The 23,642-nt window shown below is 73.7% G+C and carries 23 protein-coding genes; 11 read left to right on the forward strand and 12 right to left on the reverse strand.

From position 1 onward, the window contains the following. The first annotated feature begins 223 nt into the window (after positions 1-223). Positions 224-2,548 carry a HelD family protein gene (locus LEP48_RS07330; protein WP_225564938.1) on the forward strand — a complete coding sequence of 775 codons (2,325 nt, stop codon included), beginning with the start codon at positions 224-226 and terminating at the stop codon, positions 2,546-2,548. 7 nt (positions 2,549-2,555) lie between these two features. Then, positions 2,556-3,830, forward strand: coding sequence for a phosphoglycerate dehydrogenase (gene serA, locus LEP48_RS07335; RefSeq protein WP_255640891.1), 1,275 nt, complete (start codon positions 2,556-2,558; stop codon positions 3,828-3,830). Positions 3,831-3,985: 155 nt separating this feature from the next. Here the strand turns inward: serA and LEP48_RS07340 are convergent, their stop codons facing one another. From LEP48_RS07340 to LEP48_RS07350, 3 genes are all read right to left on the reverse strand, one after another. After that, positions 3,986-4,189: a DUF5302 domain-containing protein gene (locus LEP48_RS07340; protein ID WP_225564940.1), complete on the reverse strand. Its 204-nt coding sequence runs from the start codon at positions 4,187-4,189 to the stop codon at positions 3,986-3,988. A gap of 103 nt (positions 4,190-4,292) precedes the next feature. Then, positions 4,293-4,835, reverse strand: a complete 543-nt coding sequence (nrdR, locus tag LEP48_RS07345) for a transcriptional regulator NrdR (RefSeq protein ID WP_225564941.1) — start codon at positions 4,833-4,835, stop codon at positions 4,293-4,295. Between the two features lie 86 nt (positions 4,836-4,921). Beyond that, a complete protein-coding gene (locus LEP48_RS07350; RefSeq protein WP_225564942.1) occupies positions 4,922-5,263 on the reverse strand; it encodes a LysM peptidoglycan-binding domain-containing protein in 342 nt (113 codons plus the stop codon). Between the two features lie 254 nt (positions 5,264-5,517). On the opposite strand from LEP48_RS07350, the gene lexA reads away from it, so the two are divergent. Further along, positions 5,518-6,264 carry a transcriptional repressor LexA gene (gene lexA / locus LEP48_RS07355; RefSeq protein WP_225564943.1) on the forward strand — a complete coding sequence of 249 codons (747 nt, stop codon included), beginning with the start codon at positions 5,518-5,520 and terminating at the stop codon, positions 6,262-6,264. Between the two features lie 28 nt (positions 6,265-6,292). Here lexA and LEP48_RS07360 read toward each other — a convergent pair whose 3' ends face one another. The 3 genes from LEP48_RS07360 to hflX all read right to left on the reverse strand — a co-directional run bounded on the left by LEP48_RS07360 (position 6,293) and on the right by hflX (position 10,934). Next, positions 6,293-7,249, reverse strand: a complete 957-nt coding sequence (locus LEP48_RS07360) for an L-lactate dehydrogenase (RefSeq protein ID WP_225564944.1) — start codon at positions 7,247-7,249, stop codon at positions 6,293-6,295. Positions 7,250-7,258: 9 nt separating this feature from the next. Continuing rightward, positions 7,259-9,340 (reverse strand): ATP-dependent DNA helicase, encoded by a 2,082-nt coding sequence (locus LEP48_RS07365; protein WP_225564945.1) that lies wholly within the window; start codon positions 9,338-9,340, stop codon positions 7,259-7,261. 70 nt (positions 9,341-9,410) lie between these two features. Further along, entirely contained in the window at positions 9,411-10,934 is a 1,524-nt protein-coding gene (gene hflX, locus LEP48_RS07370) for a GTPase HflX (protein ID WP_255640892.1), read from the reverse strand. A gap of 180 nt (positions 10,935-11,114) precedes the next feature. Between hflX and LEP48_RS07375 the strand changes: the two genes are divergently transcribed. Then, on the forward strand, positions 11,115-11,720 hold the full coding sequence (locus tag LEP48_RS07375) for a class I SAM-dependent methyltransferase (RefSeq protein WP_225564946.1): 606 nt from the start codon (positions 11,115-11,117) through the stop codon (positions 11,718-11,720). Positions 11,721-11,755: 35 nt separating this feature from the next. On the opposite strand, the gene dapF is transcribed toward LEP48_RS07375, so the two are convergent. Continuing rightward, positions 11,756-12,688, reverse strand: coding sequence for a diaminopimelate epimerase (dapF, locus tag LEP48_RS07380; protein ID WP_225564947.1), 933 nt, complete (start codon positions 12,686-12,688; stop codon positions 11,756-11,758). Further along, positions 12,685-13,704 carry a tRNA (adenosine(37)-N6)-dimethylallyltransferase MiaA gene (miaA, locus tag LEP48_RS07385; protein ID WP_225564948.1) on the reverse strand — a complete coding sequence of 340 codons (1,020 nt, stop codon included), beginning with the start codon at positions 13,702-13,704 and terminating at the stop codon, positions 12,685-12,687. The genes dapF and miaA overlap by 4 nt, the downstream gene beginning before the upstream one ends. Positions 13,705-13,849: 145 nt before the next feature. Here miaA and LEP48_RS07390 point away from each other — a divergent pair, with 145 nt between their 5' ends. Beyond that, positions 13,850-14,323: a VTT domain-containing protein gene (locus tag LEP48_RS07390; RefSeq protein ID WP_225564949.1), complete on the forward strand. Its 474-nt coding sequence runs from the start codon at positions 13,850-13,852 to the stop codon at positions 14,321-14,323. Here LEP48_RS07390 and LEP48_RS07395 read toward each other — a convergent pair. Next, a complete protein-coding gene (locus tag LEP48_RS07395) occupies positions 14,273-14,995 on the reverse strand; it encodes a hypothetical protein (RefSeq protein ID WP_225564950.1) in 723 nt (240 codons plus the stop codon). The genes LEP48_RS07390 and LEP48_RS07395 overlap by 51 nt on opposite strands. Positions 14,996-15,132: 137 nt before the next feature. Between LEP48_RS07395 and LEP48_RS07400 the strand changes: the two genes are divergently transcribed. Together LEP48_RS07400 and LEP48_RS07405 are read left to right on the forward strand one after the other, a co-directional pair. After that, complete coding sequence (locus LEP48_RS07400) at positions 15,133-15,702, forward strand: YbjN domain-containing protein (RefSeq protein WP_225564951.1); 570 nt, start codon at positions 15,133-15,135, stop codon at positions 15,700-15,702. Next, complete coding sequence (locus tag LEP48_RS07405; RefSeq protein WP_225564952.1) at positions 15,699-16,298, forward strand: type III secretion system chaperone family protein; 600 nt, start codon at positions 15,699-15,701, stop codon at positions 16,296-16,298. Before LEP48_RS07400 ends, LEP48_RS07405 begins: the two co-directional genes overlap by 4 nt. Before the next feature lie 39 nt (positions 16,299-16,337). On the opposite strand, the gene miaB is transcribed toward LEP48_RS07405, so the two are convergent. After that, complete coding sequence (miaB, locus tag LEP48_RS07410) at positions 16,338-17,984, reverse strand: tRNA (N6-isopentenyl adenosine(37)-C2)-methylthiotransferase MiaB (RefSeq protein ID WP_225564953.1); 1,647 nt, start codon at positions 17,982-17,984, stop codon at positions 16,338-16,340. Positions 17,985-18,162: 178 nt separating this feature from the next. On the opposite strand from miaB, the gene LEP48_RS07415 reads away from it, so the two are divergent. The 4 genes from LEP48_RS07415 (at position 18,163) to LEP48_RS07430 (ending at position 21,587) form a co-directional block, all read left to right on the forward strand. After that, entirely contained in the window at positions 18,163-18,957 is a 795-nt protein-coding gene (locus LEP48_RS07415; RefSeq protein ID WP_225564954.1) for an amino acid ABC transporter ATP-binding protein, read from the forward strand. 69 nt (positions 18,958-19,026) lie between these two features. Further along, complete coding sequence (locus LEP48_RS07420) at positions 19,027-19,866, forward strand: glutamate ABC transporter substrate-binding protein (protein ID WP_225564955.1); 840 nt, start codon at positions 19,027-19,029, stop codon at positions 19,864-19,866. A gap of 114 nt (positions 19,867-19,980) precedes the next feature. Beyond that, positions 19,981-20,658, forward strand: coding sequence for an amino acid ABC transporter permease (locus LEP48_RS07425; protein WP_225564956.1), 678 nt, complete (start codon positions 19,981-19,983; stop codon positions 20,656-20,658). After that, the gene (locus LEP48_RS07430) at positions 20,655-21,587 is read left to right on the forward strand and encodes an amino acid ABC transporter permease (RefSeq protein WP_225564957.1); all 933 of its coding nucleotides are present in this window, start codon (positions 20,655-20,657) and stop codon (positions 21,585-21,587) included. Before LEP48_RS07425 ends, LEP48_RS07430 begins: the two co-directional genes overlap by 4 nt. 108 nt (positions 21,588-21,695) lie before the next feature. Here LEP48_RS07430 and LEP48_RS07435 read toward each other — a convergent pair whose 3' ends face one another. Then, positions 21,696-22,319, reverse strand: a complete 624-nt coding sequence (locus LEP48_RS07435; protein WP_225564958.1) for a regulatory protein RecX — start codon at positions 22,317-22,319, stop codon at positions 21,696-21,698. 40 nt (positions 22,320-22,359) lie between these two features. Beyond that, complete coding sequence (gene recA, locus LEP48_RS07440) at positions 22,360-23,466, reverse strand: recombinase RecA (RefSeq protein WP_225564959.1); 1,107 nt, start codon at positions 23,464-23,466, stop codon at positions 22,360-22,362. Positions 23,467-23,642 lie beyond the last annotated feature (176 nt).

The raw sequence follows: 23,642 nt of genomic DNA on the forward strand, positions 1-23,642 counted from the left end.
GGGCCATGATCTTAGTCCCGTGCCCCCCGGCGGGGCCGGGCGGCGGCCCGGCGCGTCGCCGGCCCCGCCGCACAGCGGCGGCCGCCGGGCTCTCCGAGGACGTCCCGGGCGCCCGCCGCCTCCTGCCGTCGCTGTCACCACGGGGCCCGCGGATCTGCGATGATGGTCGGCCGCACGGCGCAGCGGGTCCCTCCGAGCGCCATCACGGCCGCAGGGAGGTTGCGTGGCGGGCAGGCAGGACGAGCTGGCACGAGAGCAGGCGGTGGTCGACCGCCTCTACGGCAGGCTGGACGAGCTGCGGGTGGCGACCCGGGCCCGCCTCGCCGGCGTCCGCCGCTCCGGGCCCTCGGGGTCCCCCCAGAACCGCAGCGAGCGCGACGCGTTCGCGACCCTCTACGAGGACCGCGTCGCCCAGCTGGACGCCGTCGAGGACCGGCTGGTCTTCGGGCGCCTCGACCTGCGCGGCGACGAGGTGCGGTACGTGGGCCGGATCGGCCTCGCCGACGACGAGCACCGGTCGCTCCTCACCGACTGGCGGGCCCCCGCGGCCACCGCCTTCTACCGCGCCACGGCGCTGCACCCGGGCGACGTCCAGCGCCGCCGCCACCTCGTCACCGCCGGCCGCGCCGTGACCGGCGTCGAGGACGAGGTGCTCGACCTCGACGCCCTCGCCGGGGCGGCCCCCGACGGCGCGCAGGGCGACGGCACCGGGACGCTCGCGGCGTCGTCGCTGTCCGGCGAGGGGGCCCTGCTCGCCTCGCTCGCCTCGCGGCGCACCGGCCGGATGACGGACATCGTCGCCACGATCCAGGGCGAGCAGGACCGGATCATCCGCGACGAGCTCGCGGGCGCGCTGGTCGTGCAGGGCGGGCCGGGCACGGGCAAGACCGCGGTCGCGCTCCACCGTGCCGCCTACCTGCTGTACGCCCACCGCCGGGTCCTCGAGCGCAGCGGCGTGCTGCTCGTCGGGCCGAGCCGGGCGTTCCTGCGCTACATCGACCAGGTCCTCCCTTCGCTCGGCGAGACCGGGGTCGTCTCGACCACCATCGGCGAGCTCCTCCCGGGGATCTCCGCGCGCGGGGTCGACCGGGGCGAGGTCGCGCAGGTCAAGGGCCGGCTGGTGTGGCAGTCGGTGGTGCGGCGCGCCGTGCGCGCCCGCGAGCGCGTCCCGGCCGCCGACCTGCCGGTGCGCGTCGAGGGGCACGACTACGTCATCCGGCGCCGCGACGTGCGCGAGGCGATCGCCCGCGCACGGCGCACCCACAAGCCGCACAACGAGGCACGCGCGACCTTCGTCCGCGAGATGCTCTCGCGGCTCGTCGACCAGTACCGCGCGGACGTCGACGCGGAGCTGTCCTCCGAGGACGTGGCGACCCTCACCGAGGACCTGCGCTCGGCCCGCGAGGTGCGGGTCGCCCTCAACATCGCCTGGTTCCCGATCACCCCGCAGCAGCTCGTCGCCGACCTCTTCGCCAAGCCGCACCGGCTCGCCGAGGCGGGCCCGGAGCTCTCCGACCACGACCGGTCCCTGGTCCGGCGCGAGCCCGGGAGCCCCTGGACGGAGTCTGACGTCCCGCTGCTCGACGAGGCCGCAGAGCTGCTGGGCGAGGACGACTCCCTGTCCCGCCTCGAGGCGCGCGCCCGCGAGAGGGAGCGGGCTGCCGAGCTGGAGTACGCGCGCTCGGTGCTCGAGTCGACGGGGGCGGGCGCCGGGATCGTCGACGCCGCCACGCTCGCGTCGCGGTTCGAGGCCACCGGGCCGCGCCTCACCACCGCGGAGCGGGCCGCGTCCGACCGCACGTGGACGTACGGCCACGTCGTCGTCGACGAGGCGCAGGAGCTCTCCCCCATGGCCTGGCGGGCGCTCGTGCGCCGCGTGCCCACCCGGTCGATGACCATCGTCGGCGACGTCGCGCAGACGTCGGCGGCGGCGGGCACCCGGTCGTGGGCCGACGCCCTCGACCCGGTGCTGCGGGACTCCTGGCGCCTGTCCGAGCTCACCGTCAGCTACCGCACCCCGGCGCAGGTGGCCGAGGCGGCCCAGGAGATGGCCGCGGCGGCCGGGCTGCCCACCTCGCCGCTGACGGCCGCCCGCGAGGTGGACGGCGCGCTCGAGCTGACGCGCGTCCGGCCCGGGACGGCCGCCCCGGCGGCGCTCACCCAGGAGGTCGTGGACCAGGTGGGCAAGCTCGCGACGGAGTTCGTCGGCGCCGACGGCGCCGGGCGCGTCGCGGTCGTCGCGGCGGCCGACCAGGTGCGTGCCCTGCGCGAGGCCGTCGAGTCCGTGCTCCCCGACGCCCTGGGCCGCTCGGAAGGTGCACGGCTGCTCGCCCAGCGCCCCGAGGACGCCCAGGTGGTGGTGCTGGACCCTCGCGAGGCCAAGGGGCTGGAGTTCGACGCGGTCGTGCTCGTCGAGCCCGCCGCCGTCGCCGAGGGAGACGGCGGAGCCTCCGACCTGTACGTGGCCATGACCCGCCCGACGCAGCGGCTCGTCGTGCTGCACTCGCGCGACCTGCCCGCGGGGCTGGCTCTCTCGACCGTGCCGTGAGACGCATTTGTCCACCCACCGTCGGCGGGCGCACCATAGGCACGTGCTGAGAGCCCTCCTCCTCGAGAACATCCATCCCGTCGCCGTCCAGAACCTCCGCGATGCGGGCATCGAGGTCGAGGTGCGCTCCGGCGCCCTCGACGAGCCCGAGCTGATCGAGGCCCTGAAGGACTTCCAGATCCTCGGCATCCGGTCCAAGACCCAGGTGACGCGCCACGTCCTGGAGTCGCTGCCGGGTCTGCTGGCCGTGGGGACGTTCAGCATCGGCACCAACCAGATCGACCTGGCCGCCGCGGCCGCCCACGGCATCGCCGTGTTCAACGCCCCGTACTCGAACACGCGGTCCGTCGTGGAGCTCGCGCTCGCCGAGATCATCTCCCTGACGCGGCGGCTGCCGGTCCTCGACAAGGCCCTGCACGACGGCACCTGGGACAAGACGGCGGAGGGTGCGCACGAGGTGCGCGGCCGCACGCTGGGCATCATCGGCTACGGCAACATCGGCGCCCAGCTGTCCGTGCTGGCCGAGAACCTCGGGATGCGGGTCGTGTTCTACGACACCGCGGAGAAGCTCGCGATGGGCAACGCCCACCGGGCCGAGACGGTCGACGAGCTCCTGACGGTCGCCGACGCGGTGACGATCCACGTCGACGGCCGTCCCGGCAACGCCGGCCTGTTCGGCGCCGACCTCTTCTCGCGGATGAAGCCGGGGGCGATCTTCCTCAACCTGTCGCGCGGGTTCGTCGTCGACGTGGCCGCCCTGCGCGAGAACATCCTGTCCGGCCACCTCTCCGGCGCCGCCGTGGACGTCTTCCCCGCCGAGCCGAAGAAGCGGGGCGACTCGTTCACCTCGGAGCTGCGCGGCCTGCCGAACGTGATCCTCACCCCGCACGTCGGCGGGTCCACGGAGGAGGCACAGGAGGCCATCGGCGAGTTCGTCTCCAAGCGCCTGCGCGACTACGTGCAGACCGGCTCCACCACCCTGTCGGTGAACCTGCCGACCCTCGCGCTGGAGCACACCGGCGTCGGGCGCATCATGCTCATGCACCGCAACGTGCCGGGTGTCCTGGCCGCGGTCAACCAGGTCTTCGCGGACCACGGGGCCAACATCGAGGCGCAGACGCTCGCCACGCGCGGCGAGATCGGCTACGTGGTGACCGACATCTCCGACGTCACCGAGCGCGGCGCGTCGGCCAAGCTCCAGGCGATGGACTCGACCATCCGCCTGCGGATCCGCGACGCGTTCGAGCGGCCGGAGTTCCCGCCCGGTCCCGCCGCCGGCTGACCACCGCACCGCGAGCGGCCGCAGCACGCGCCGCTGCAGCGTGCCGCCGCGTCCGGCCGTCGGTCCGCCCGACCCGCGGGCATGACGCGACGAGGGCGCCCCGGGAGTCCCGGGGCGCCCTCGCGCGTCCAGCCGTCGGTCCGCCCGACCGCGGGTCAGCCGGACTTGCGCCGGAACATCTTCTGCACCGGACCGTTCGTCTCCGAGCCGTGGACCTGGCCGGTGTTCGCCTCGGCCCCCGCGCTGGGGTGCCGCGCGGCGTTCTTCTTCTCCAGGGCCTCGCGGAAGCGTGCCTTGGTGTCCTCGCTCGGTCCGGTCCTGTCGGAACCGTTGGTCGACGCCGCATCGTCTGCCGTCATCGCGACCACCTCGTCTCTCGTCGGGGTGTGCGTGCTGACGTCACCACGTCGCACTGCACCTGAGGCGACCAGCATGCGTCACCGGCCCGGCGAAAGCCAGGCGTTACCCGCGGGCCTGGTCCGGCGCGGGCGCCGCGTCCTCGTCGGGGCGAGGCGCCACGTCCGCCGATCCGGAGGCGGCGGAACGGGCCGCGCGCTCGTCCCGCTCGGCCCGCAGCGAGGTGATCGCGCTCTCGAAGTCCTCCAACGAGTCGAACGCCTGGTAGACGCTCGCGAACCGCAGGTAGGCGACCTCGTCGAGCTCGCGCAGCGGTCCCAGGATCGCCAGCCCCACCTCGTAGGCGTCGATCTCGGGGCTGCCCGTGCTGCGCAGCGTCTCCTCGACCTTCTGCGCCAGCAGCGCCAGGTCGTCGGCGCTCACCGGCCTGCCCTGGCAGGCCTTGCGCACCCCCGAGACGATCTTGTCCCGGCTGAACGGCTCGGTCGCGCCGGACCGCTTCACCACAGAGAGGCTGGCGGTCTCGATCGTCGTGAACCGTCGCTGGCACGCCGGGCACTGGCGGCGCCGGCGGATCGCGGTGCCGTCGTCGGACGTCCTGGAGTCGACGACCCGTGAGTCCTCGTGTCGGCAGAACGGGCAGTGCATCGGTGGTCTCCTGCGCTCGGGTGCCGGGCCGGTGACCGGCTGCCGACAACGTAGGCGCCGCGCGAGGCCCTGCGCAACACGCGTCCTCAGCGCTCGCCGTCGTCGGCAGGAAGGAGCACCACCTGGCCGGCCCGCAGGTCGACCGTCCGCAACCCGTTGAGCTCGCGCAGCTCGGCGACGACGTCCCGCACGTCCTCGCCAGTCACGGCGACCTCCCGCGCGTACTCCCACAGCGTCTCCCCCGGGGCCACCGTGTGCAGCCGCACCTCGACGGGGCCCCTCGGCGCCTCGGCCATCGCCTGCTGACCGACCAGCCCGGCCGAGGCGGCGAGCATCGCGGCCAGGGCCGTCACGACGCCGCGTCCGCGCCGGGTCAGCCGCAGGCCGCCCAGACCCCAGGGTCCTGGTGCACTGGTGACGGTGGCCATCGCGATCATCCTCTCGGGTCGAACGTCCGTGGGCCTCGAACACGCGTCCGTCGAACAACCGTTCGTCGAACACGTGTATCAAGGTCTACCACGAGTCGGCGACACGGTCGAGGGTTTCTCGAACAGATGTTTGATGTGCAGCGTGATCTGACCTACAGTGGCACCAGCGCGATGGAACGTTTGTCGGATTTCAGGCAGTCAGGATTCGTGGCACGAGCGGCACGGTCCGCGGTGCCCCAGGACGGGGGAAGGTCATGACGAGCGCACGGGAGGACGCAGCCGGGGCGACGGACGCGACGCTCGCACCGGTGAGCGAGCTCGCACCGGGCGGCGACCGCCTCACCCCCCGCCAGCGACGTGTGCTCGAGACCATCCGGTCGTCCGTGGCGAGCCGCGGATACCCGCCCACGATGCGAGAGATCGGCGAGGCCGTCGGCCTGGCCAGCCCGTCGTCGGTGAAGCACCAGCTCACCACCCTGGAGCGCAAGGGATACCTGCGCCGGGACCCGCACCGGCCGCGCGCGATCGAGGTCGTCGACCCGCAGGACCTGGCGACCACCGCGACCGTCGTGCCTCTCCCCGAGGTCCCGGACGCCGGGCCTGCCGGGTCCGCGGGCTCCTCCGCCGCGCCGAGCTACGTGCCGCTCGTCGGCCGGATCGCCGCGGGCGGGCCGATCCTGGCCGAGCAGGTCGTCGAGGACGTCTTCCCCCTGCCCCGGCAGGTCGTGGGCGACGGGGAGCTGTTCCTGCTGAAGGTCGCGGGCGACTCGATGGTCGACGCAGCCATCTGTGACGGCGACTGGGTCGTCGTGCGGCGTCAGCCGGTGGCCGAGAACGGCGAGGTCGTCGCGGCGATGATCGACGGCGAGGCCACGGTCAAGACGTTCAAGCAGACCGACGGGCACGTGTGGCTGCTGCCGCAGAACGCGGCCTACACGCCCATCCCGGGCGACGAGGCCCAGGTCCTGGGACGCGTCGTCGCCGTTCTGCGCAGCCTCTGACCACCACCCCGCCGCGAGCGGAGTCCGCTCAGAAGCCGAACCTGCGCTGGACGGCCCGCATGCTCTCCGCGGACGCACGCAGCCCCGCAACCTCCTCGTCGGACAGCGGCGTGTCGATCGTCTCGGCCACCCCGCGGCTGTCCACCAGCGACGGCACCGACATGCACACGTCGCTGATGCCGTAGAAGCCGTCGAGCCGCGACGACACCGACATCACGCGGTGCTCGTCGTTGAGCACCGCTTCGATGATGCGGGTCGCGGCGAGCCCCACGGCATAGTTCGTGGCGCCCTTGCCGGCGATCACACGGTAGGCGGAGGTCACCACGTCCTCGGAGATGGCCGACCGGGCCGCCGCGTCCAGCGCCGGGCGGCCGTGGAAGGGCCGCCAGTCGAGGAGCGGCACGCCGCCGATCGTCGCCGAGCTCCACAGCACGATCTCGGAGTCGCCGTGCTCCCCGGCGATGTTCGCGTGCACGTTGCCCACCGCCACACCGACGTGCCGGGCGAGCGCGTCGCGCAGGCGGGACGAGTCCAGCACCGTGCCGCTGCCGAAGACGCGGCGGTGGTCGAGCCCCGACAGCTCCTGCGCCGCGTAGGTCACCACGTCCACGGGGTTGGTCACCATGAGGAAGATCGCGTCGGGGGCCACCTCGACGAGCCGCGGGATGAGCTTGCGGGTCAGGGCGATGGTCGCCTCGGCGAGGTCGAGCCGGGACTGCCCGGGCTTCTGCTTCGCGCCCGCGGTGACGGCGACGACGTCGGCCCCCCGGCACACCTCCACGTCGTCCGAGCCCTCGATCTCGGCCTGCGGGATGAACATGCCGCCGTGGCGGAGGTCCAGCACCTCGGCCTCGACCTTGGTGCGGTCGACGTCCAGGAGCGACACGTGCCGTGCCGCCCCGCGCGTGAGGGCCGCGTACGCGAGGGTCGACCCCACGGCTCCGGCACCGACGATCGCCAGCCTGGTCGTGCTCCGGTTCTCCACGCGGCCAGGTTAGACGTCCAGACGGCGCAGTGCAGCACGCACCAGCTCGCCGTCCGTCGTCGTCCAGAAGTTCGGCATGGACCGGGTGAGGAAAGTGCCGTAGCGGGCCGTCGCAAGGCGAGGATCGAGGACCGCGACGACCCCGCGGTCGCCGGACGTGCGCACCAGCCGGCCCGCGCCCTGGGCGAGCAGCAGCGCGGCATGCGCGGCCGAGACCTGCATGAACCCGTTGCCGCCCGACTCCTCCACGGCGCGCGCCCGCGCCGCCTTCACCGGGTCGTCCGGCCGCGGGAACGGGATGCGGTCGATCAGCACGAGCTGGCTGGCGGGGCCCGGCACGTCCACGCCCTGCCACAGCGACAGGGTGCCGAAAAGGCACGTCGCCGGGTCCTCGGCGAACTGCCGCACGAGCGTCGGGAGCTGGTCGTCGCCCTGGCACAGCACGGGCACGTCGAGCCGCTCCCGCATCGCCTCGGCAGCGGCCGTCGCGGCACGCCGGGACGAGAAGAGTCCCAGGGTCCGCCCGCCGGCAGCCTCGACGAGGCCCGCGATCTCGTCGAGCTGAGCGTCGGTGGTCGGTTCCCGCCCCGGGGCAGGCAGGTGCCGCGCGACGTAGAGGATGCCCTGTCGGGGGTAGTCGAACGGGCTGCCGACGTCCGACCCGGACCACTGCGCGGACTCGTCGGTGCCCCCGGAGCCCGCCAGCCCCAGCGACCGCGCCACGGGGTCGAACGAGCCGCCGAGGGCGAGCGTCGCCGAGGTGAAGACGCCGGTCGCCTCGCCGAGCAGGTGCGTGCGGATGAGGCCGGCGACGGCGAGCGGGGCCGCGTGCAGCCGGGTGGTGCCGTCGCCCGCCCACGGGGCGTGCTCGGACGGGCGGGAGCACCACAGCACGTCGGCGCTCGTGTCCTCGCCCGCCATCCGTTCGGCGACCTCGAAGAGCTGGAGCACGGCCGACTGGGCCATCTTCATCCCCGCGTCGCCGGCGCCGGCGTCACCCTTGGTCTTGTTCTCCCCGGCAGGCTTCAGCCGCGTGAGCAGCTCACGGGCGGCGTCGCGCACACCCGCGACCGCCGCCCTGAGGTCGTCGGGCAGGCCCGACCCGAAGCGCTCGGCCGGGGCCGTGGCGAGGAGCGAGCCCAGCTGCTGGGACGCCTGGTCCAGGGCCTCGGTCTGCGTGCCACCGTGCCGACGCGCCAGGCGCGCGGCGTGCTCCACCACCGTGATCGACAGGTCCACCGTGGCCGACGCCGTGACCCGGTCGGCGAGCTCGTGCGCCTCGTCCACAACGAGGGTGCCGTGCTCCGGCAGCACGCCGGTGTTGCCCGCCGCCGCGATGCCGAGCATCGCATGGTTCGTCACGACGACGTCCGCCTCGCGTGCCGCGGCCCGCGCCTGGTCCGGGAAGCACTCGGCCAGCAGGGGGCACGACGCCCCGAGGCACTCCAGCCTCGTGACGGACACCTGCCGCCAGGCCTTGTCCGGCACGCCGGGCACGAGGTCGTCCCGGTCGCCGGTGTCCGTCTCCTCGGCCCACGCGTGCAGCCGGCGGACGTGGTCGGCGAGCCGCCCGCCGCTCTCGGACGGCCCCTGCGCGCCGCCCGGTGCCGGGTGCTGCTCCGCCGCGGCGCCCTCGCCCGGTCCCGGGTCGGAGGGCAGGTCGAAGAGCGTGGCACCCTCCACCGGATACCCTCCGGTGACCTTGTGCTTGCACAGGTAGTTGTGCCAGCCCTTGAGGAGGGCGACCTTGGGCGGCCTGGGCAGCCGGGGGCCCACCGTCTCCGCGACGAGGGGCAGGTCCCGCGTGACCACCTGGCGCTGGAGCGCCAAGGTCGCGGTCGAGACCACCACGCGCTCGCCGTCGAGCACCGCGTGCCGTACGGCGGGCACGAGGTAGCCCAGCGACTTGCCCGTCCCCGTGCCGGCCTGGACGAGCAGGTGCCGCCCGTCCGTGATCGCCTCGGCGACCTCCCGGGCCATCTGGTGCTGGCCCTCCCGGCGACCTCCGCCGAGCCTGCCGACCGCGAGGTCCAGCAGGTCGTCGGTGCCGGGGACTGTCGCGGGCTGTGCGGGGGTGTCGGGGGGCGTCACCCGTCGATCCTAGGTGCGGGGACCGACGTCCCGGACAGCGCCCCGACCAGTGCCGGACAGCGCCCGGTGCTCAGCCCGCCGCGGCCCGCAGCTCGGCCGCGAGGGACTCGTCGACCTGCCCGCGCACGCGGGTCCCGGTCTCGAGGTGCTCGGCGCGCACGCCGCTGCCGTGCTCATGGGCGCGGTGCACCAGGTCGCCGCGGGAGTACGGCACGACGACGTCGACCTCGACCTGCGGGCTCGGCAGCTCGGCCGCGACGAGCGCGCGCAGCTCGGAGATGCCCTCACCGCTGTGCGCCGAGACGACGATCGTGCGCCGCTCGCGCCGCTGGATGCGCCCCACGACCTCCGGGTCGGCGATGTCGGCCTTGTTCAGCACGACGATCTCGGGCACGTCCGCGATCCCCGGGATCTCCGCGAGCACCTCGCGCACCGCGGCGATCTGGCCCTCCGGCTCCGGGTGCGAGGCGTCCACCACGTGCAGCAGCAGCGCGGCGTCGCCCACCTCCTCGAGGGTGGAGCGGAACGCCTCGACCAGCTGGTGCGGCAGCCGCCGCACGAAGCCGACGGTGTCGGTCAGCGTGAAGAGCCGGCCGTCCTCCGTGCGCGCCTTGCGCACCGTCGGGTCCAGCGTCGCGAAGAGCGCGTTCTCCACGAGCACGCCGGCGTCGGTCAGCGTGTTCAGCAGCGACGACTTGCCCGCGTTCGTGTACCCCGCGATGGCGACGTTCGGCACGGCGTGCCGCTGGCGCTCCAGCCGCTTGGTCTCGCGCGCCGGCTTCATCGCCGCGATCTGGCGGCGGAGCTTCGCCATCCGGTCGCGGATGCGGCGCCGGTCCAGCTCGATCTTGGTCTCACCGGGCCCGCGCGAGCCCATGCCCGCACCCTGTCCGCCCACCTGGCCACCGGCCTGGCGGGACATCGACTCGCCCCAGCCGCGCAGGCGCGGGAGCAGGTACTCGAGCTGCGCCAGCTCCACCTGCGCCTTGCCCTCCCGCGACTTCGCGTGCTGGGCGAAGATGTCGAGGATCAGCGCGGTACGGTCGATGACCTTGACCTTCACGACGTCCTCGAGCGCGCGGCGCTGGGACGGGGCGAGCTCGGTGTCCGCGACCACGGTGTCCGCGCCGGACGTCGCCACGACGTCCGCGAGCTCGGCCGCCTTGCCCGAGCCGAGGTACGTGCTCGGGTCAGGCTTCTGGCGCCGCTGGAGCAGCCCGTCGAGGACCTCGGAACCGGCGGTCTCCGCGAGGGCGGCAAGCTCGCGCAGCGAGACCTCCGCCTCGCGCGCGGCCGCCTCTCCGCCCGAGTACACGCCGACGAGGACGACCTTCTCGAGCCGCAGCTGCCGGTACTCGACCTCGGTGACGTCCTCGAGCTCGGTGGACAGACCCGCCACGCGGCGCAGCGAGATGCGCTCGGCGAGGTCCAGCTGGTCGCCGTCGTAGGCCGAGTGGACCGTGGCGCCGTCGGAGCGCGCCGTTCCCGCCCTTGCCAGCACCCGCGCCACGACGTCGTCGGCGATCGCCTGCGCGTCGCGCGCCTCCGGCGACACCGACGGGGAGGTCTCGGGGTTGGTCGAGGATTCGGTCAAGATGTGCCTTCCGGGTCGAGGAGCGCGGCGCCCCGGGCATCGTCGGATGCCTCAATCGCGACGCGCGGGACGGTGCAGACGCCGTCCGACGGGTAGAACAAGAATCGCACGCCCGATCGTCCCGCCCCAGCGAATTCTCCCAGCGCGAAGCGCCCGGCGGCCCGACCGTAGGATCTGCGGGTGAGCGAACGCCCCGACCACTACTTCAGCGCCCGGCCCGCCTCGGACGCCGAGCGACGACGCAGGACGGTGCGCCTGGCCGGCCAGGACGTCGAGGTCGACGTCGCGGCGGGCGTCTTCTCGCCGGGCGGCCTCGACAAGGGCACCCGGGTGCTCCTGGACGAGGTACCGGCCCCGCCCGCGACGGGCGACCTGCTCGACCTGGGCTGCGGCTGGGGCCCGGTCGCACTGACCCTGGCCCTGCGCTCGCCGGACGCCACGGTGTGGGCGCTCGACGTCAACGAGCGCGCGCTCGACCTGCTCCGCGGCACCGCCTCTCGGCTGGGGCTGACGAACCTGCGCGCGGTGACGGCCGACCAGGTGCCCGCCGACGTCCGGTTCGACGCCGTGTGGTCCAACCCGCCGATCCGCGTCGGCAAGTCCGTGCTGCACGACCTGCTGCGCACGTGGCTCCCGCGGCTCGCCGACGACGCCGAGGCCTGGCTCGTCGTCGCGAAGAACCTGGGCTCGGACTCGCTGGCGCGCTGGATCACCGAAGAGCTCTCGCTCGACGTCTCCCGGCGCGCGTCGTCGAAGGGGTTCCGGGTGCTGCAGGTCCGGCGCTGACGTCCGGGCGGGACGTCACACGAGCTCACACGAGCTCACACGAGCGTGGTCTCGCCGCTGAACACCAGCTCGGCGGGCCCGGCGAGCTCGACGTGACCGCCCGGGAGCAGGCTGACGCGCACCTCGCCGCCGGGCACCTCGACGGACCACACGTCCGGCACCGGCACGTCGCCGGCGCCGTGCAGCGCCCAGGTGCGCACCGCGAGCGCCGCCGCGCAGGCGCCCGTCCCGCAGGACTGTGTCTCCCCCACGCCGCGCTCGTGCACCCGCATGCGCAGCCGGCCCACCGGCCTCCCGTCGGCGCCCGTGACCTCCTCGAGGGGAACGACCAGCTCGACGTTGGTCCCCTCGGGCGGCACGGGCTCGACCCGGGGCGCGACCGTCAGGTCCAGGCCCGCGAGCGACTCCTCGTCCGGGAGGGCCACGACCGTGTGCGGGTTGCCGAGGTCCACGCTCAGCGCCGGACGCGGCGTCGACCACCCGGCCGCGAGGACCTGCGCGTCGAGCCCGTCCCGCGCCGCGGCGTCGCCGCCCGGCAGGGACCAGGGGCCCATGTCCACGGCGTACCAGCCGTGCGCGTCCTTGCGGACGCGGCGCACGCCCGCGCGGGTCCCGAGCGCGAGCTCGCCGCCGTCCGACAGGTCCGCGAGCCCGAGGCTCTCGGCGAAGGCCGCGAAGACGCGCACGCCGTTCCCGCACATCTGCGCGACGGAGCCGTCGGCGTTGCGGTAGTCCATGAACCAGATCGCCTCCGGCTCGGCGGCCAGGACCTCGTCCGCGACCCGTTCGCCGGCCCGCGCGACGGCGGCCGTCGGAGCGAGCCGGATCACACCGTCGCCGCCGATGCCGGCCCGGCGGTCCGCGAGCAGGCGGACCTGCTCGGCGCCGAGCTCGAGATCGCCCCGGGTGTCCGCGAGCAGCACGAAGTCGTTCTTCGTGCCGTGCCCCTTGGTGAAACGCAACGTCATGACCCCAGACTACGGCGCACCGGCTCCGCGGCCGGCTCGGGCAGCGACCCGGCGTCGGCGGCCCGCACGAGCGCGAGGGCGTCGTCGAGCAGCGTCGGCGAGCCGGCGTCCAGCCACCGGACACGCGGGTCGCGCCCGAACCAGCCCATCTGCTTGCGCGCGAGCCGGCGGGTGTTCGCGACGATCGCCTCGCGGGCCTCGTCGGCCGTGAGCTCGCCGTGCCACGCCGCGAGCAGCTCGGCATACCCGACGGCCCGCGCGGCGGTGGCGCCGAGGCCCGCGCCCACGCCGCCCTGCTCCGGCGAGGCGAGAGAGCGGACCTCCTGCTCCAGGCCGCCCTCCCACATGCGCTCCACGCGGTGGGCGACGCGGGCGTCGAGGACCTGGCGGTCGCAGTCCAGGCCGATCTGCACGGCCGGGCGCACGTACTCCTGGCGCGGCAGGTTCGCCGTGTACGGCCTCCCGGTGATGGCGATCACCTCGAGGGCGCGGACGAGCCGGCGGGTGTTGCGGGGGCCGATCGAACCGGCGGCGGCCGGGTCCCGCTCCAGCAGCTCGTCGTACAGCGCCCGGGAGCCCTCCGCCTCGGCCCGGTCCTCGAGCCGGGCCCGCACCCGCGGGTCCGTGCCGGGGAAGTCCAGGTGGTCCAGCAGCGCACGCACGTAGAGCCCGGAGCCGCCGACGACGACCGCCCGCGCACCGCGGCCGGCGATGTCGTCCAGGTCCCGGCGCGCCGCCGACTGGTAGCGCGCCACGGACGCGTCCTCGATCGGGTCGAGGACGTCGAGCTGGTGGTGCGCGACCCCCCGGCGCTCGGCGACCGGCACCTTCGCCGTCCCGACGTCCATGCCCCGGTAGAGCTGGTACGCGTCGGCGTTGACGATCTCGGCCGGCACCTGCCCCGACAGCGCCTTCGCCAGGTCCAGGGCCAGGTCCGACTTGCCGGTGGCCGTCGGCCCGACGACCGCCACCACGCACCGCGGTCCCGCGGCGCTCCCGTCCCACTCGACATTCACGACGCCACGGTACGACGCCCCGGTACGACGCCCCGGTACGACGCCCCGCACGGCGAGGTGCGACACACGACACGACACGGTCGCGGGCCGTGGCCACCGGGTCCGCTATCGTCCGGTCCGTGCCGGCGCGAAGGAGCACCTGACGATGGGACTGCTCCTCGGGACGTTCGGCGTGGGGCTGGTCTCCGCGATCCTCCCGGTGGTGAACCTCGAGGTCTACCTCGGCGTCGTCGGCGCGCAGGTCTCGGGGACGGCGCCGGCGGCCCGGCTGGTCGCGCTCGCCCTCGCCGCCGGGGCCGGCCAGACGCTGGGCAAGCTGGTCTGGTACCTGCTCGGCGCCCGCTCCCTGGAGTCCCGATGGGTGCGTCACAAGCTGGACCTGCGGGGACGCCGCCGGCGGTTCGAGTCATGGCGCGACCGCATCGCCGACCGCCCGTGGCTCAGCGCCCTGGTGCTGCTGGCGTCCTCCGTGGTCGGGATCCCGCCGCTGCTGATCATGGCCGTGGTGGCCGGCTCGCTGCGCGTCCCGCTGGTCGTGTTCGTGCCGACGGTCGCACTGGGCCGCGCGCTACGCGCCTGGTGCCTCCTGGCCGGCGTCGGGACCCTCGTGGGCTGGTGACCCGTCACGAGCGGGCGCGCGGTAGACCGTGACCCGGTAGACGTCTGCCAGGTGCTCGGCGCCCGGCGCTCCCGCCGCCTCACGGACCTCGGCCCGCCAGCCCCCGTCGACCGCGACGCGGTCGAGGACCGCGCGCACCGCCGGCGCCCACGCCGCAGGCCCCGGGTCCGGCCTGCCCGGGAGACCCCCCGAGGCGACGACGACGCCAGCGGCGGCCCGCACCGCGGCCACGACGTCGTCGGGCGCGCCGCCCCCCTGCGCGCCGGGATCCGCCGCGGTGTCCGGGCCCAGCTCGTGGACGACGACGTCCGCGACCTGCGCACCCCGGCCGCACGCCCGCAGCGCCTGCGCCAGGGCGCACAGCGCCACGGAGGCCGGCACCTCGGCGGCGGGCACCGGCGGGCGGCCGGCGGCCGCCGAGGGCCACGCGCGCACCAGCGGCACCCACCGGTCTCCCACCCCGGCCGAGGCGAACGAGGGGCGCATCACGCCCGACCGGTGCCCGCTCGCAGGGGCGAGCACGACGACGGTCCCGCCGTCGGGCAGGTCGGCGACGAGCTCCGCGAGCGCCTCGTCGACACGGGTGCGCAGGACCGACAGGACGCCGGACCCGCCCGCGACACCAGGAACGAGCAGCGGCGTCGCGGGGACGGCGATAGCGACGACGGGCACCGGGCCAAGGTACCCCGCGACACACCCCGTGACGCCCACCACGGCTCGCGGCGACTGGCGGCGCGAGGGCGGGCGCGGACGACCGCAGGGCGGACACCCCCGTTCCTCCGCCGCGAGCGCCGTGTAGCGTGGGGCCGGTGAGGTTCTTCGGTGCACGCCGGACGAGCGGGTCCGGGCCGGCCAACGGTCGCCCCGACGAGCTGGGCGACGACGAGCTGCAGGCCCGGGTCGAGGGACTCCTGATGCAGCACGTGGGCGATCCGGACCACGGCGACCCCCTGGACCCCTTGACGCGGGACCGGGTGACCGCCTGGCTCGAGCGCTCCGGCTTCTCCTACTTCGTGGACTCCGACGGCGACGTGGGTGGGCTCTGGCACGGCTGGCTGTTCTACTTCCTGGTGCTGGGCGAGCACTCCGACGTCCTGCAGGTGCGCGGCCAGTGGCACCGCGACCTGACGATCGAGCGGCTCGAGGACGTGCTCGAGCTCTGCAACGAGTGGAACGCGGAACGGATCTGGCCCAAGACGTACGCCCGCGTGCGTGACGACGGCACCATCGTCGTGTGCGCCGAGGTCACGGCCGACATCGGCGGCGGCGTGACCGACGACCAGCTGGACCAGCTCCTGCAGTGCGGGCTGAGCACGGGCTCCATGTTCTTCCAGCACCTCGACACCACGTTCCCCGACCCGCTGCGGGAGGCGTCGTGACGCGCGACAGCACCCCCGGTGCCCCCGGCGACCGCGGGTCTCGGGTCACGGCGGCGCGCGCGCTGCGCACCGCAGGCGGGGCCGTCGGCAGGGCCGTCCAGCACCTGGGCTCCCGGGCGGCCCGGCGTCGCTCGGCGCGCCTGCACGGCGTGCCCGTCCGGCCGCGACCCTTGACGACCGGTCGCCTCGCCGACGACCTCGAGCGCCGGGGCTACCGCTTCCGCACCGACGCCGACGGCGACGTGACGGGCACCTGGGACGGCAACCGCTTCTGGTTCCTCATGCTCGGGGACCACTCCGAGATCCTGCAGGTCCGCGGGCGATGGGCGGGCACCGTCCCGACGCAGGCGCGCCTGTCGGTGCTGCAGGCCGTCAACGACTGGAACCGCGAGCGCGTGTGGCCCAAGGTCTACACGCGGGCGGAGGGAGAGGCGCTGGCTCTCTACGCCGAGGTCTCGGTGGACTTCGAGCACGGGGCGACGGACGAGCAGGTCGCGGCCACCGTGTCGTGCGGTCTCGTCACGGCGTCCCAGTTCTTCGCCACGGTGGGCGCTCTCGTGCCCCCGTCGGCCGAGGACCACGACGGCGAGTCCTGACGGACTCCTTCGGATGCCGGTGCGGCCGCCCGCTCGCGGTCAGCGCCGCAGCGTCGGCATGCCCAGCGTGACGGCGCCCGCCGGCGCGGGCGTCCCGTGGCCGTGCCCGTCGTCCCCGCCGAGCCGCGCCCGCTCCTGGCGCGCCCAGGCGTCGCCCGAGCGGGTCCGGCGCACGGCGTAGGTGCCGCCCGCGAGGGCGGAGTCCGCGATGAGGTGGTGGGGCGCGCTGCGGGTCACCGTGGCGGTGACCATGTCACCGGGACGCGGCAGCCGCGGGTCGAGGTCGGCCACGTCTGCGAGCCGGGCGTCGTCGAGCGACGACGGCGCCCCGGCGAGCAGCGCGTGCTCGGCCCCGAGGCCGGCGGGCAGCGCGACGTGGACCAGGCGGTTGTCGGGCGCCCGCCCGGAGAGCCGGTGCGAGGCGCCGTCCTTGCGCCCGGGACCGTCGGCCACGAGCACCTCGAGGGTGCGGCCCACCTGGGCGGCGGCCTCCTGGGCGCCGATCCGCTCCTGGAGAGCGAGGAGCCGCTCGAACCGCTCCTGGACCACGGCCTTGGGCAGCTGACCCTCCATCGTCGCGGCGGGCGTGCCCGGGCGCGGCGAGTACTGGAACATGAACGCCGAGCTGAACCGCGAGGCCTCCACGACGCGCATCGTCTGCCCGAAGTCCTCCTCGGTCTCCCCGGGGAAGCCCACGATGATGTCGGTGGTGATCGCGGCGTCGGGCATGGCGGCGCGCACCCGGTCCAGGATGCCGAGGAACTTCTCCGAGCGGTACGAGCGGCGCATCGCGCGCAGGACCCGGTCCGAGCCGGACTGCAGCGGCATGTGCAGCTGCGGCATGACGTTCGGGGTCTCGGCCATCGCCGCGATGACGTCGTCGGTGAACGCCGCCGGATGGGGCGAGGTGAAGCGCACCCGCTCCAGCCCCTCGATGGTGCCGCAGGCGCGCAGCAGCTTCGCGAACGCGCCGCGGTCGCCGAACTCGACGCCATAGCTGTTGACGTTCTGGCCGAGCAGGGTCACCTCGACGGCTCCCGCCGCCACCAGTGCCTCGACCTCGGCCAGGACCTCGCCCGGGCGACGGTCGCGCTCCTTGCCGCGCAGGTGCGGCACGATGCAGAACGTGCAGGTGTTGTTGCAGCCCACCGAGATGGAGACCCAGCCCGCGTAGACCGACTCGCGGCGCGTGGGCAGCGTCGAGGGGAAGACCTGCAGCGACTCCGCGATCTCGACCTGGGCCTCGGCGTTGTGCCGCGCCCGCTCCAGCAGCACGGGCAGCGCGTCGAGGTTGTGCGTGCCGAAGACGACGTCCACCCAGGGCGCCTTGCCGACGATCTCCCCGCGGTCCTTCTGCGCGAGGCAGCCGCCCACGGCGATCTGCATGCCCGGCCGGTCCGCCTTGATACCGGCGAGCTGGCCGAGGTTGCCGTACAGGCGCGTCGCGGCGTTCTCCCGCACCGCGCAGGTGTTGATGACCACCACGTCGGCGCGGCTCGCGGCCTCGTCCGCCGCGGTGGCGCGGGTGTAGCCGGCCGCCTCGAGCATGCCGGCCATGTGCTCGGAGTCGTGGACGTTCATCTGGCAGCCGAGGGTGCGCACGAGATAGGTGCGGCCGTCGGCGGCGTCGACGACGGGCAGGGTTCCTGCGGTCGTGACGGCGGGGGTCTGGATGGTCTCGGACATCGCTTCTAGGGTACGGTGCCCGGCGCCAGGGTCCCGACGGGGCGACCCCTGCCCCGCGTCCCGGGGCATCGTGTCCGCCGTCGGCCCTCTTCTGGACGCCGAGCACCGTTACCCAACCGTTGCGGAACCCGCGACACGGGTGCTGGTCGCGGAAACACCGACTGGATAGGTTCAAGAAATGGATCACGACGACGCGACCCCCACGACCGGGCCGGCGGGGACCTCGACGCCCCTCGGCCCCCCGCTCGTCGAGCTCGAAGGCGTCAACAAGCACTTCGGCGACCTGCACGTGCTGCGCGACATCGACCTGACGGTCCGCAAGGGCGAGGTCCTCGTCGTCATCGGACCGTCCGGCTCGGGCAAGTCGACGCTGTGCCGGGCGATCAACCGGCTCGAGACGATCGACGAGGGCGAGATCCGCATCGACGGCAAGCCGCTCCCGGAGGAGGGCAAGGCGCTCGCCAAGCTCCGTGCCGACGTCGGCATGGTCTTCCAGGCGTTCAACCTCTTCGCGCACCGCACCGTGCTCGACAACGTGACGCTCGGGCCGCGCAAGGTGCGCCGCGCCGGCAAGAAGGAGGCGGAGGCCGAGGCTCTCCAGCTCCTGGACCGCGTGGGGGTTCGCAACCAGGCGAGCAAGCTCCCCGCCCAGCTCTCCGGCGGTCAGCAGCAGCGGGTCGCGATCGCGCGGTCGCTCGCGATGCACCCCAAGGTCATGCTCTTCGACGAGCCGACGTCGGCCCTGGACCCGGAGATGATCAACGAGGTGCTCGACGCGATGGTCGCCCTCGCCAAGGAGGGCATGACGATGGTCGTCGTCACCCACGAGATGGGCTTCGCCCGCAAGGCCGCGGACCGCGTCGTCTTCATGGCCGACGGCCAGATCGTCGAGGAGGCCACTCCCGAGGAGTTCTTCACCGCGCCCAAGAGCGAGCGGGCCAAGGACTTCCTGTCCAAGATCCTCACCCACTGACCGATCCACCGAGCACTGACTGACCATGAGCCATACCCAACGAACGCACCACTGACAAAGGGGAACAGCATGCGTACCCGCACCCGCACCACCGGGGCGATCGCCCTCGCTGCCACCGCAGCGCTGGCTCTCTCCGCCTGCTCGAGCGGCGGCGAGTCCGGCGGCGGGGAGTCCGGCGACGACTCGATCACCATCGGCATCAAGTACGACCAGCCGGGCCTCGGCTTCATGGAGGGCGACACCCCGTCGGGCTTCGACGTCGACGTCGCCACCTACGTCGCCGAGAAGCTGGGCTACTCCGCGGACCAGATCGAGTGGAAGGAGGCGCCGTCCGCCCAGCGCGAGACGCTGCTCTCCACCAACCAGGTCGACATGATCTTCGCGACCTACTCGATCACCGACGAGCGCCGCGAGTCCGTCTCCTTCGCCGGACCGTACTTCGTCGCCGGCCAGGATCTGCTGGTCGCGGCCGACAACACCGACATCACCGGTCCGGAGGACCTCGAGGGCAAGAACCTCTGCTCCGTGACGGGCTCCACCTCGGCACAGCGCATCAAGGACGACTACGCCGCCGGCGTGAACCTCCTCGAGCAGCCCGGCTACGCCGAGTGCGTGACGGCCCTCGTCGCGGGCTCGGTCGACGCCGTGACCACCGACGACATCATCCTGGCCGCCCTCGGTGCCCAGCCCGCCAACCAGGGCAAGGTGAAGGTCGTCGGCAACCCGTTCTCCGAGGAGAAGTACGGCGTCGGGCTGCCCCCGGAGTCCGACCAGTGCGAGACCGTCAACGAGGCGCTGCAGGCGATGATCGACGACGGCTCCTGGGAGGCCTCCATCCAGAAGCACACGGAGGGCACGGGCTACACGCCGAGCGCCGACAACCCGCCGACGTTCGACCCCTGCCAGTGACCCGCTGAACCGCTGACCGGACCCGGGTCCGCGACCGTCGAGGTCGCGGGCCCGGCCCCGGTCCCCGGGCGCCGCGCATCGCGGACGCCCACCCGTGGAAGGAGGAGCCGATCCGTGGAGGACTACCTCACGATCGTGCGTGAGTACGACGTGCTCGGAGCGTTCTGGGTGAACATCCAGCTCGCGTTCTGGGCGGCGATCCTGTCGCTGGTGCTGGGCTCGGCCCTGGCCCTGTTCCGGATCTCGCCCGTCCCGACGCTGCGCTGGCTGGCGACGGCCTACGTCACCGTGTTCCGCAACACGCCACTGACGATCATCATGGTCTTCATCACCCTGGGCGTGTGGGGCCAGCTGGGCGTCACGCTCTCGACGGACTTCGCCACGAACTTCTTCCGGCTCGCGGTCGTGGCCCTGTCCGTCTACCACGCCGCGTTCGTGTGCGAGGCGATCCGCTCGGGCGTCAACACCGTCCCCCTGGGCCAGGCCGAGGCGGCGCGCGCGATCGGGCTGCCGTTCCTGGCCAGCGCGCGGCTCGTGATCCTCCCCCAGGCCTTCCGCGGCTCGATCGCCCCGCTCGGCAACGTGATGATCGCGCTGATCAAGAACACGACCGTCGCGGCCGCTGCCAGCGTGGCCACCGAGACCTCCTCGGTGATGAAGACGATGATCGAGTTCCACTCCAGCCACATCTTCGCGATCTTCTTCACCTTCGCGATCGGGTACGTCATCCTCGTGACACCCGTCGGCCTGCTGACCACCGCCCTCTCCCGACGACTGGCGGTGCGCCGATGACCCCGCAGCAGACCGTTCTCTTCGACGCCTCCGGGCCGCGCGCCCGCCGTCTGACCCTGATCGGCAGCCTGGTGGGTGCCGTCGTGGCGCTCGGCGTGGTCTTCCTGCTGCTGCGCGCCGTGCAGGCCAAGGGCCAGCTCGACCCCACGCTCTGGCTCCACGCCGTGGACGCGAACGCGTGGACCAACTACTACCTGATCGGTCTGCAGCGGACCCTCGAGGCGGCCGGGCTGTCGATCGTGGGAGCCCTCGCGTTCGGCCTGGTCTTCGGCCTGGGCCGGCTGGCGCAGAGCCGCCTGGTCCGGTGGTTGGCGGGTGCCGTCGTGGAGTTCTTCCGCGCCGTGCCCGTGCTGCTGATGATGATCTTCTTCTGGCTGCTGCTGGCCACCGCGGACGTCGACAACTCGTCGTTCTGGGGGGTCGTCCTCGGTCTGGTCCTCTACAACGGGTCGGTCGTGGCGGAGCTCGTCCGGTCGGGCGTGCACGGCCTGCCGCAGGGTCAGCGCGAGGGCGCGCTGTCCGTGGGGCTGACGCGCGGCCAGTCGCTGCGCTCGGTCGAGCTCCCGCAGGCACTGGTGGCCATGCTGCCCGCGCTGGTGTCCCAGCTCGTCGTGGTGCTCAAGGACTCGGCGCTGGGCGCGATCATCTCCTACCCCGAGCTGCTGCAGAGCGCGCGACGCCTGGGTGCGGGCCAGGGCAACATGCTCCAGACCCTCGCCGTGGCGGCGGTCATGTTCATCCTCATCAACTGGGCCCTGACCCGGCTCGCCGAGTACCTCAGCCACTCGCTGCGGCGAACCTCGGGTCGCGTGGGCATCGAGGGTGCCGGGCTGGAGACGGGCGCCGGGCTCGGCACCGGGGTCACCGTCGCCGCCGCGGACCTCCCCGTCCCCGGCGACGAGGGCCGGCAGCCCGGTCGGGGCCGCTGACGGCGAGCCGGCCGCGAACCTGACGCACGAGCGTCGGAGCGCTCGGACGCCGGGACGAGCCGAGGACGCGAGCGCGGACGAGGGTGCGGGCGCCGGGCGCCCGCACCCTCACTCGTCGCCGAGGGCGTACGGGAGGTCGCCGAGCTCGTCGTCCGGGCCATCGTCCTCGCCCGCCAGCGCCGAGCGCACAACGTCGAACGCGACGCCCGGGCCGTAGCCCTTGCGGCCGAGCGCGGCGACCGCACGCCGGACGCGCACGTCACGATCGAGACCGCGGGTCCGCCCGACCAGCTTGCGGGCCAACGCGTCGGCGGCTGCGCGCTCGTCGTCGGGCTCGACCTGTTCCAGCGCGTCGGCGGCCGTCTCGTCGTCGATGCCCCGTCGCCGCAGCTCGACGGCGATGGCCCGCCGTGCGAGACCCCGCTCCGCGTGCCGGGTGCGGACCACCATGTCGGCGTACGCGGCGTCGTCGACGAGCCCGACCTCGTCGAACCGGTCCAGCACGGGGGCGACCACGTCGTCGGGGTAGCCCTTGCGCGCGAGCGACCGGGACAGCTCGACCCGGCTCTTCGGCGCGGCCGTGAGGATCCGCAGCACCGCCTCGCGGGCGAGCTCGGTGGCCTCCTCGCGCGTCAGCTCGCCCGCCTCGAGCCGCTCGCCGACGCTCGGGCGGCGGCCGCGGCGCTTCCCCTCGCCGCGACCGCCCGGCTCGTCGGGACCGTCCGGCGTCACGAGGTGCCCGCCGCCATGACCGCGCCCGACGACCCACCCGTCAGAACGGGGCCTTCTTGCCCTTGGCGGCGCCGGCCTTGACCGCGGGAGCAGCGGCGGGCGCCGCGACCTCCGGGGTGGCGGCGGGATCCACGGCGGGAGCGTCCAGCTTGGCGCCGACGCCGAGCTTCTCCTTGATCCGCTTCTCGATCTCGTTCGCCAGGTCCGGGTTGTCGCGCAGGAACGCCCGGGCGTTCTCCTTGCCCTGCCCGAGCTGGTCGCCCTCGTAGGTGAACCACGACCCGGACTTGCGCACGAACCCGTGCTCCACGCCCATGTCGATGAGCCCACCCTCGCGAGAGATGCCCACGCCGTACAGGATGTCGAACTCCGCCTGCTTGAACGGCGGGGCCATCTTGTTCTTGACGACCTTGATCCGGGTCCGGTTGCCGACCGGCTCGGTGCCCTCCTTGAGGGTCTCGATACGGCGGATGTCCATGCGGACCGACGCGTAGAACTTCAGCGCCTTGCCACCGGTGGTCGTCTCCGGGGAGCCGAAGAACACGCCGATCTTCTCGCGCAGCTGGTTGATGAAGATCGCCGTGGTGCCCGAGGCGCTCAGGGCGCCGGTGATCTTGCGCAGCGCCTGCGACATGAGGCGCGCCTGCAGACCCACGTGACTGTCGCCCATCTCGCCCTCGATCTCGGCCTTGGGCACGAGCGCGGCGACGGAGTCGATGACGATGACGTCGAGCGCGCCGGAGCGGATCAGCATGTCCATGATCTCCAGCGCCTGCTCGCCGGTGTCCGGCTGAGAGACCAGGAGCGCGTCCGTGTCGACGCCCAGCTTCTTGGCGTACTCCGGGTCCAGGGCGTGCTCGGCGTCGACGAAGGCGGCGATGCCGCCGTTGCGCTGGGCATTGGCCACGGCGTGGAGCGCGACCGTCGTCTTGCCGGAGGACTCCGGCCCGTAGATCTCGACGACGCGGCCTCGCGGGAGCCCGCCGATGCCGAGCGCGACGTCGAGCGCGATCGACCCGGTCGGGATGACCTCCACGGGCGCGCGGCTCTCGTCTCCGAGGCGCATGATCGAACCCTTGCCGAAGCTGCGGTCGATCTGGGCGAGCGCGGCCTCGAGGGCCTTCTCGCGGTCTGCCGGTGCGGGCATCGTGGTCACCTTTGCGTTGGGGGCGCGGCGGCTGCGCGCCGGCGTTCGTGGCTGTGTGGTCATCTTGTCGCCGACCGTACGCGTCGCCACCGACAACCTCCGGGACAGCCCGGCGGATGGGGACGGCGCCGTGCGGGAACCTGTTGTGCTCCCACTCTAGCCGAACGTGTGTTCGA

This window comes from Isoptericola luteus, from assembly GCF_020297055.1.
GTDB classification, from domain to species: Bacteria; Actinomycetota; Actinomycetes; order Actinomycetales; family Cellulomonadaceae; genus Isoptericola; species Isoptericola luteus.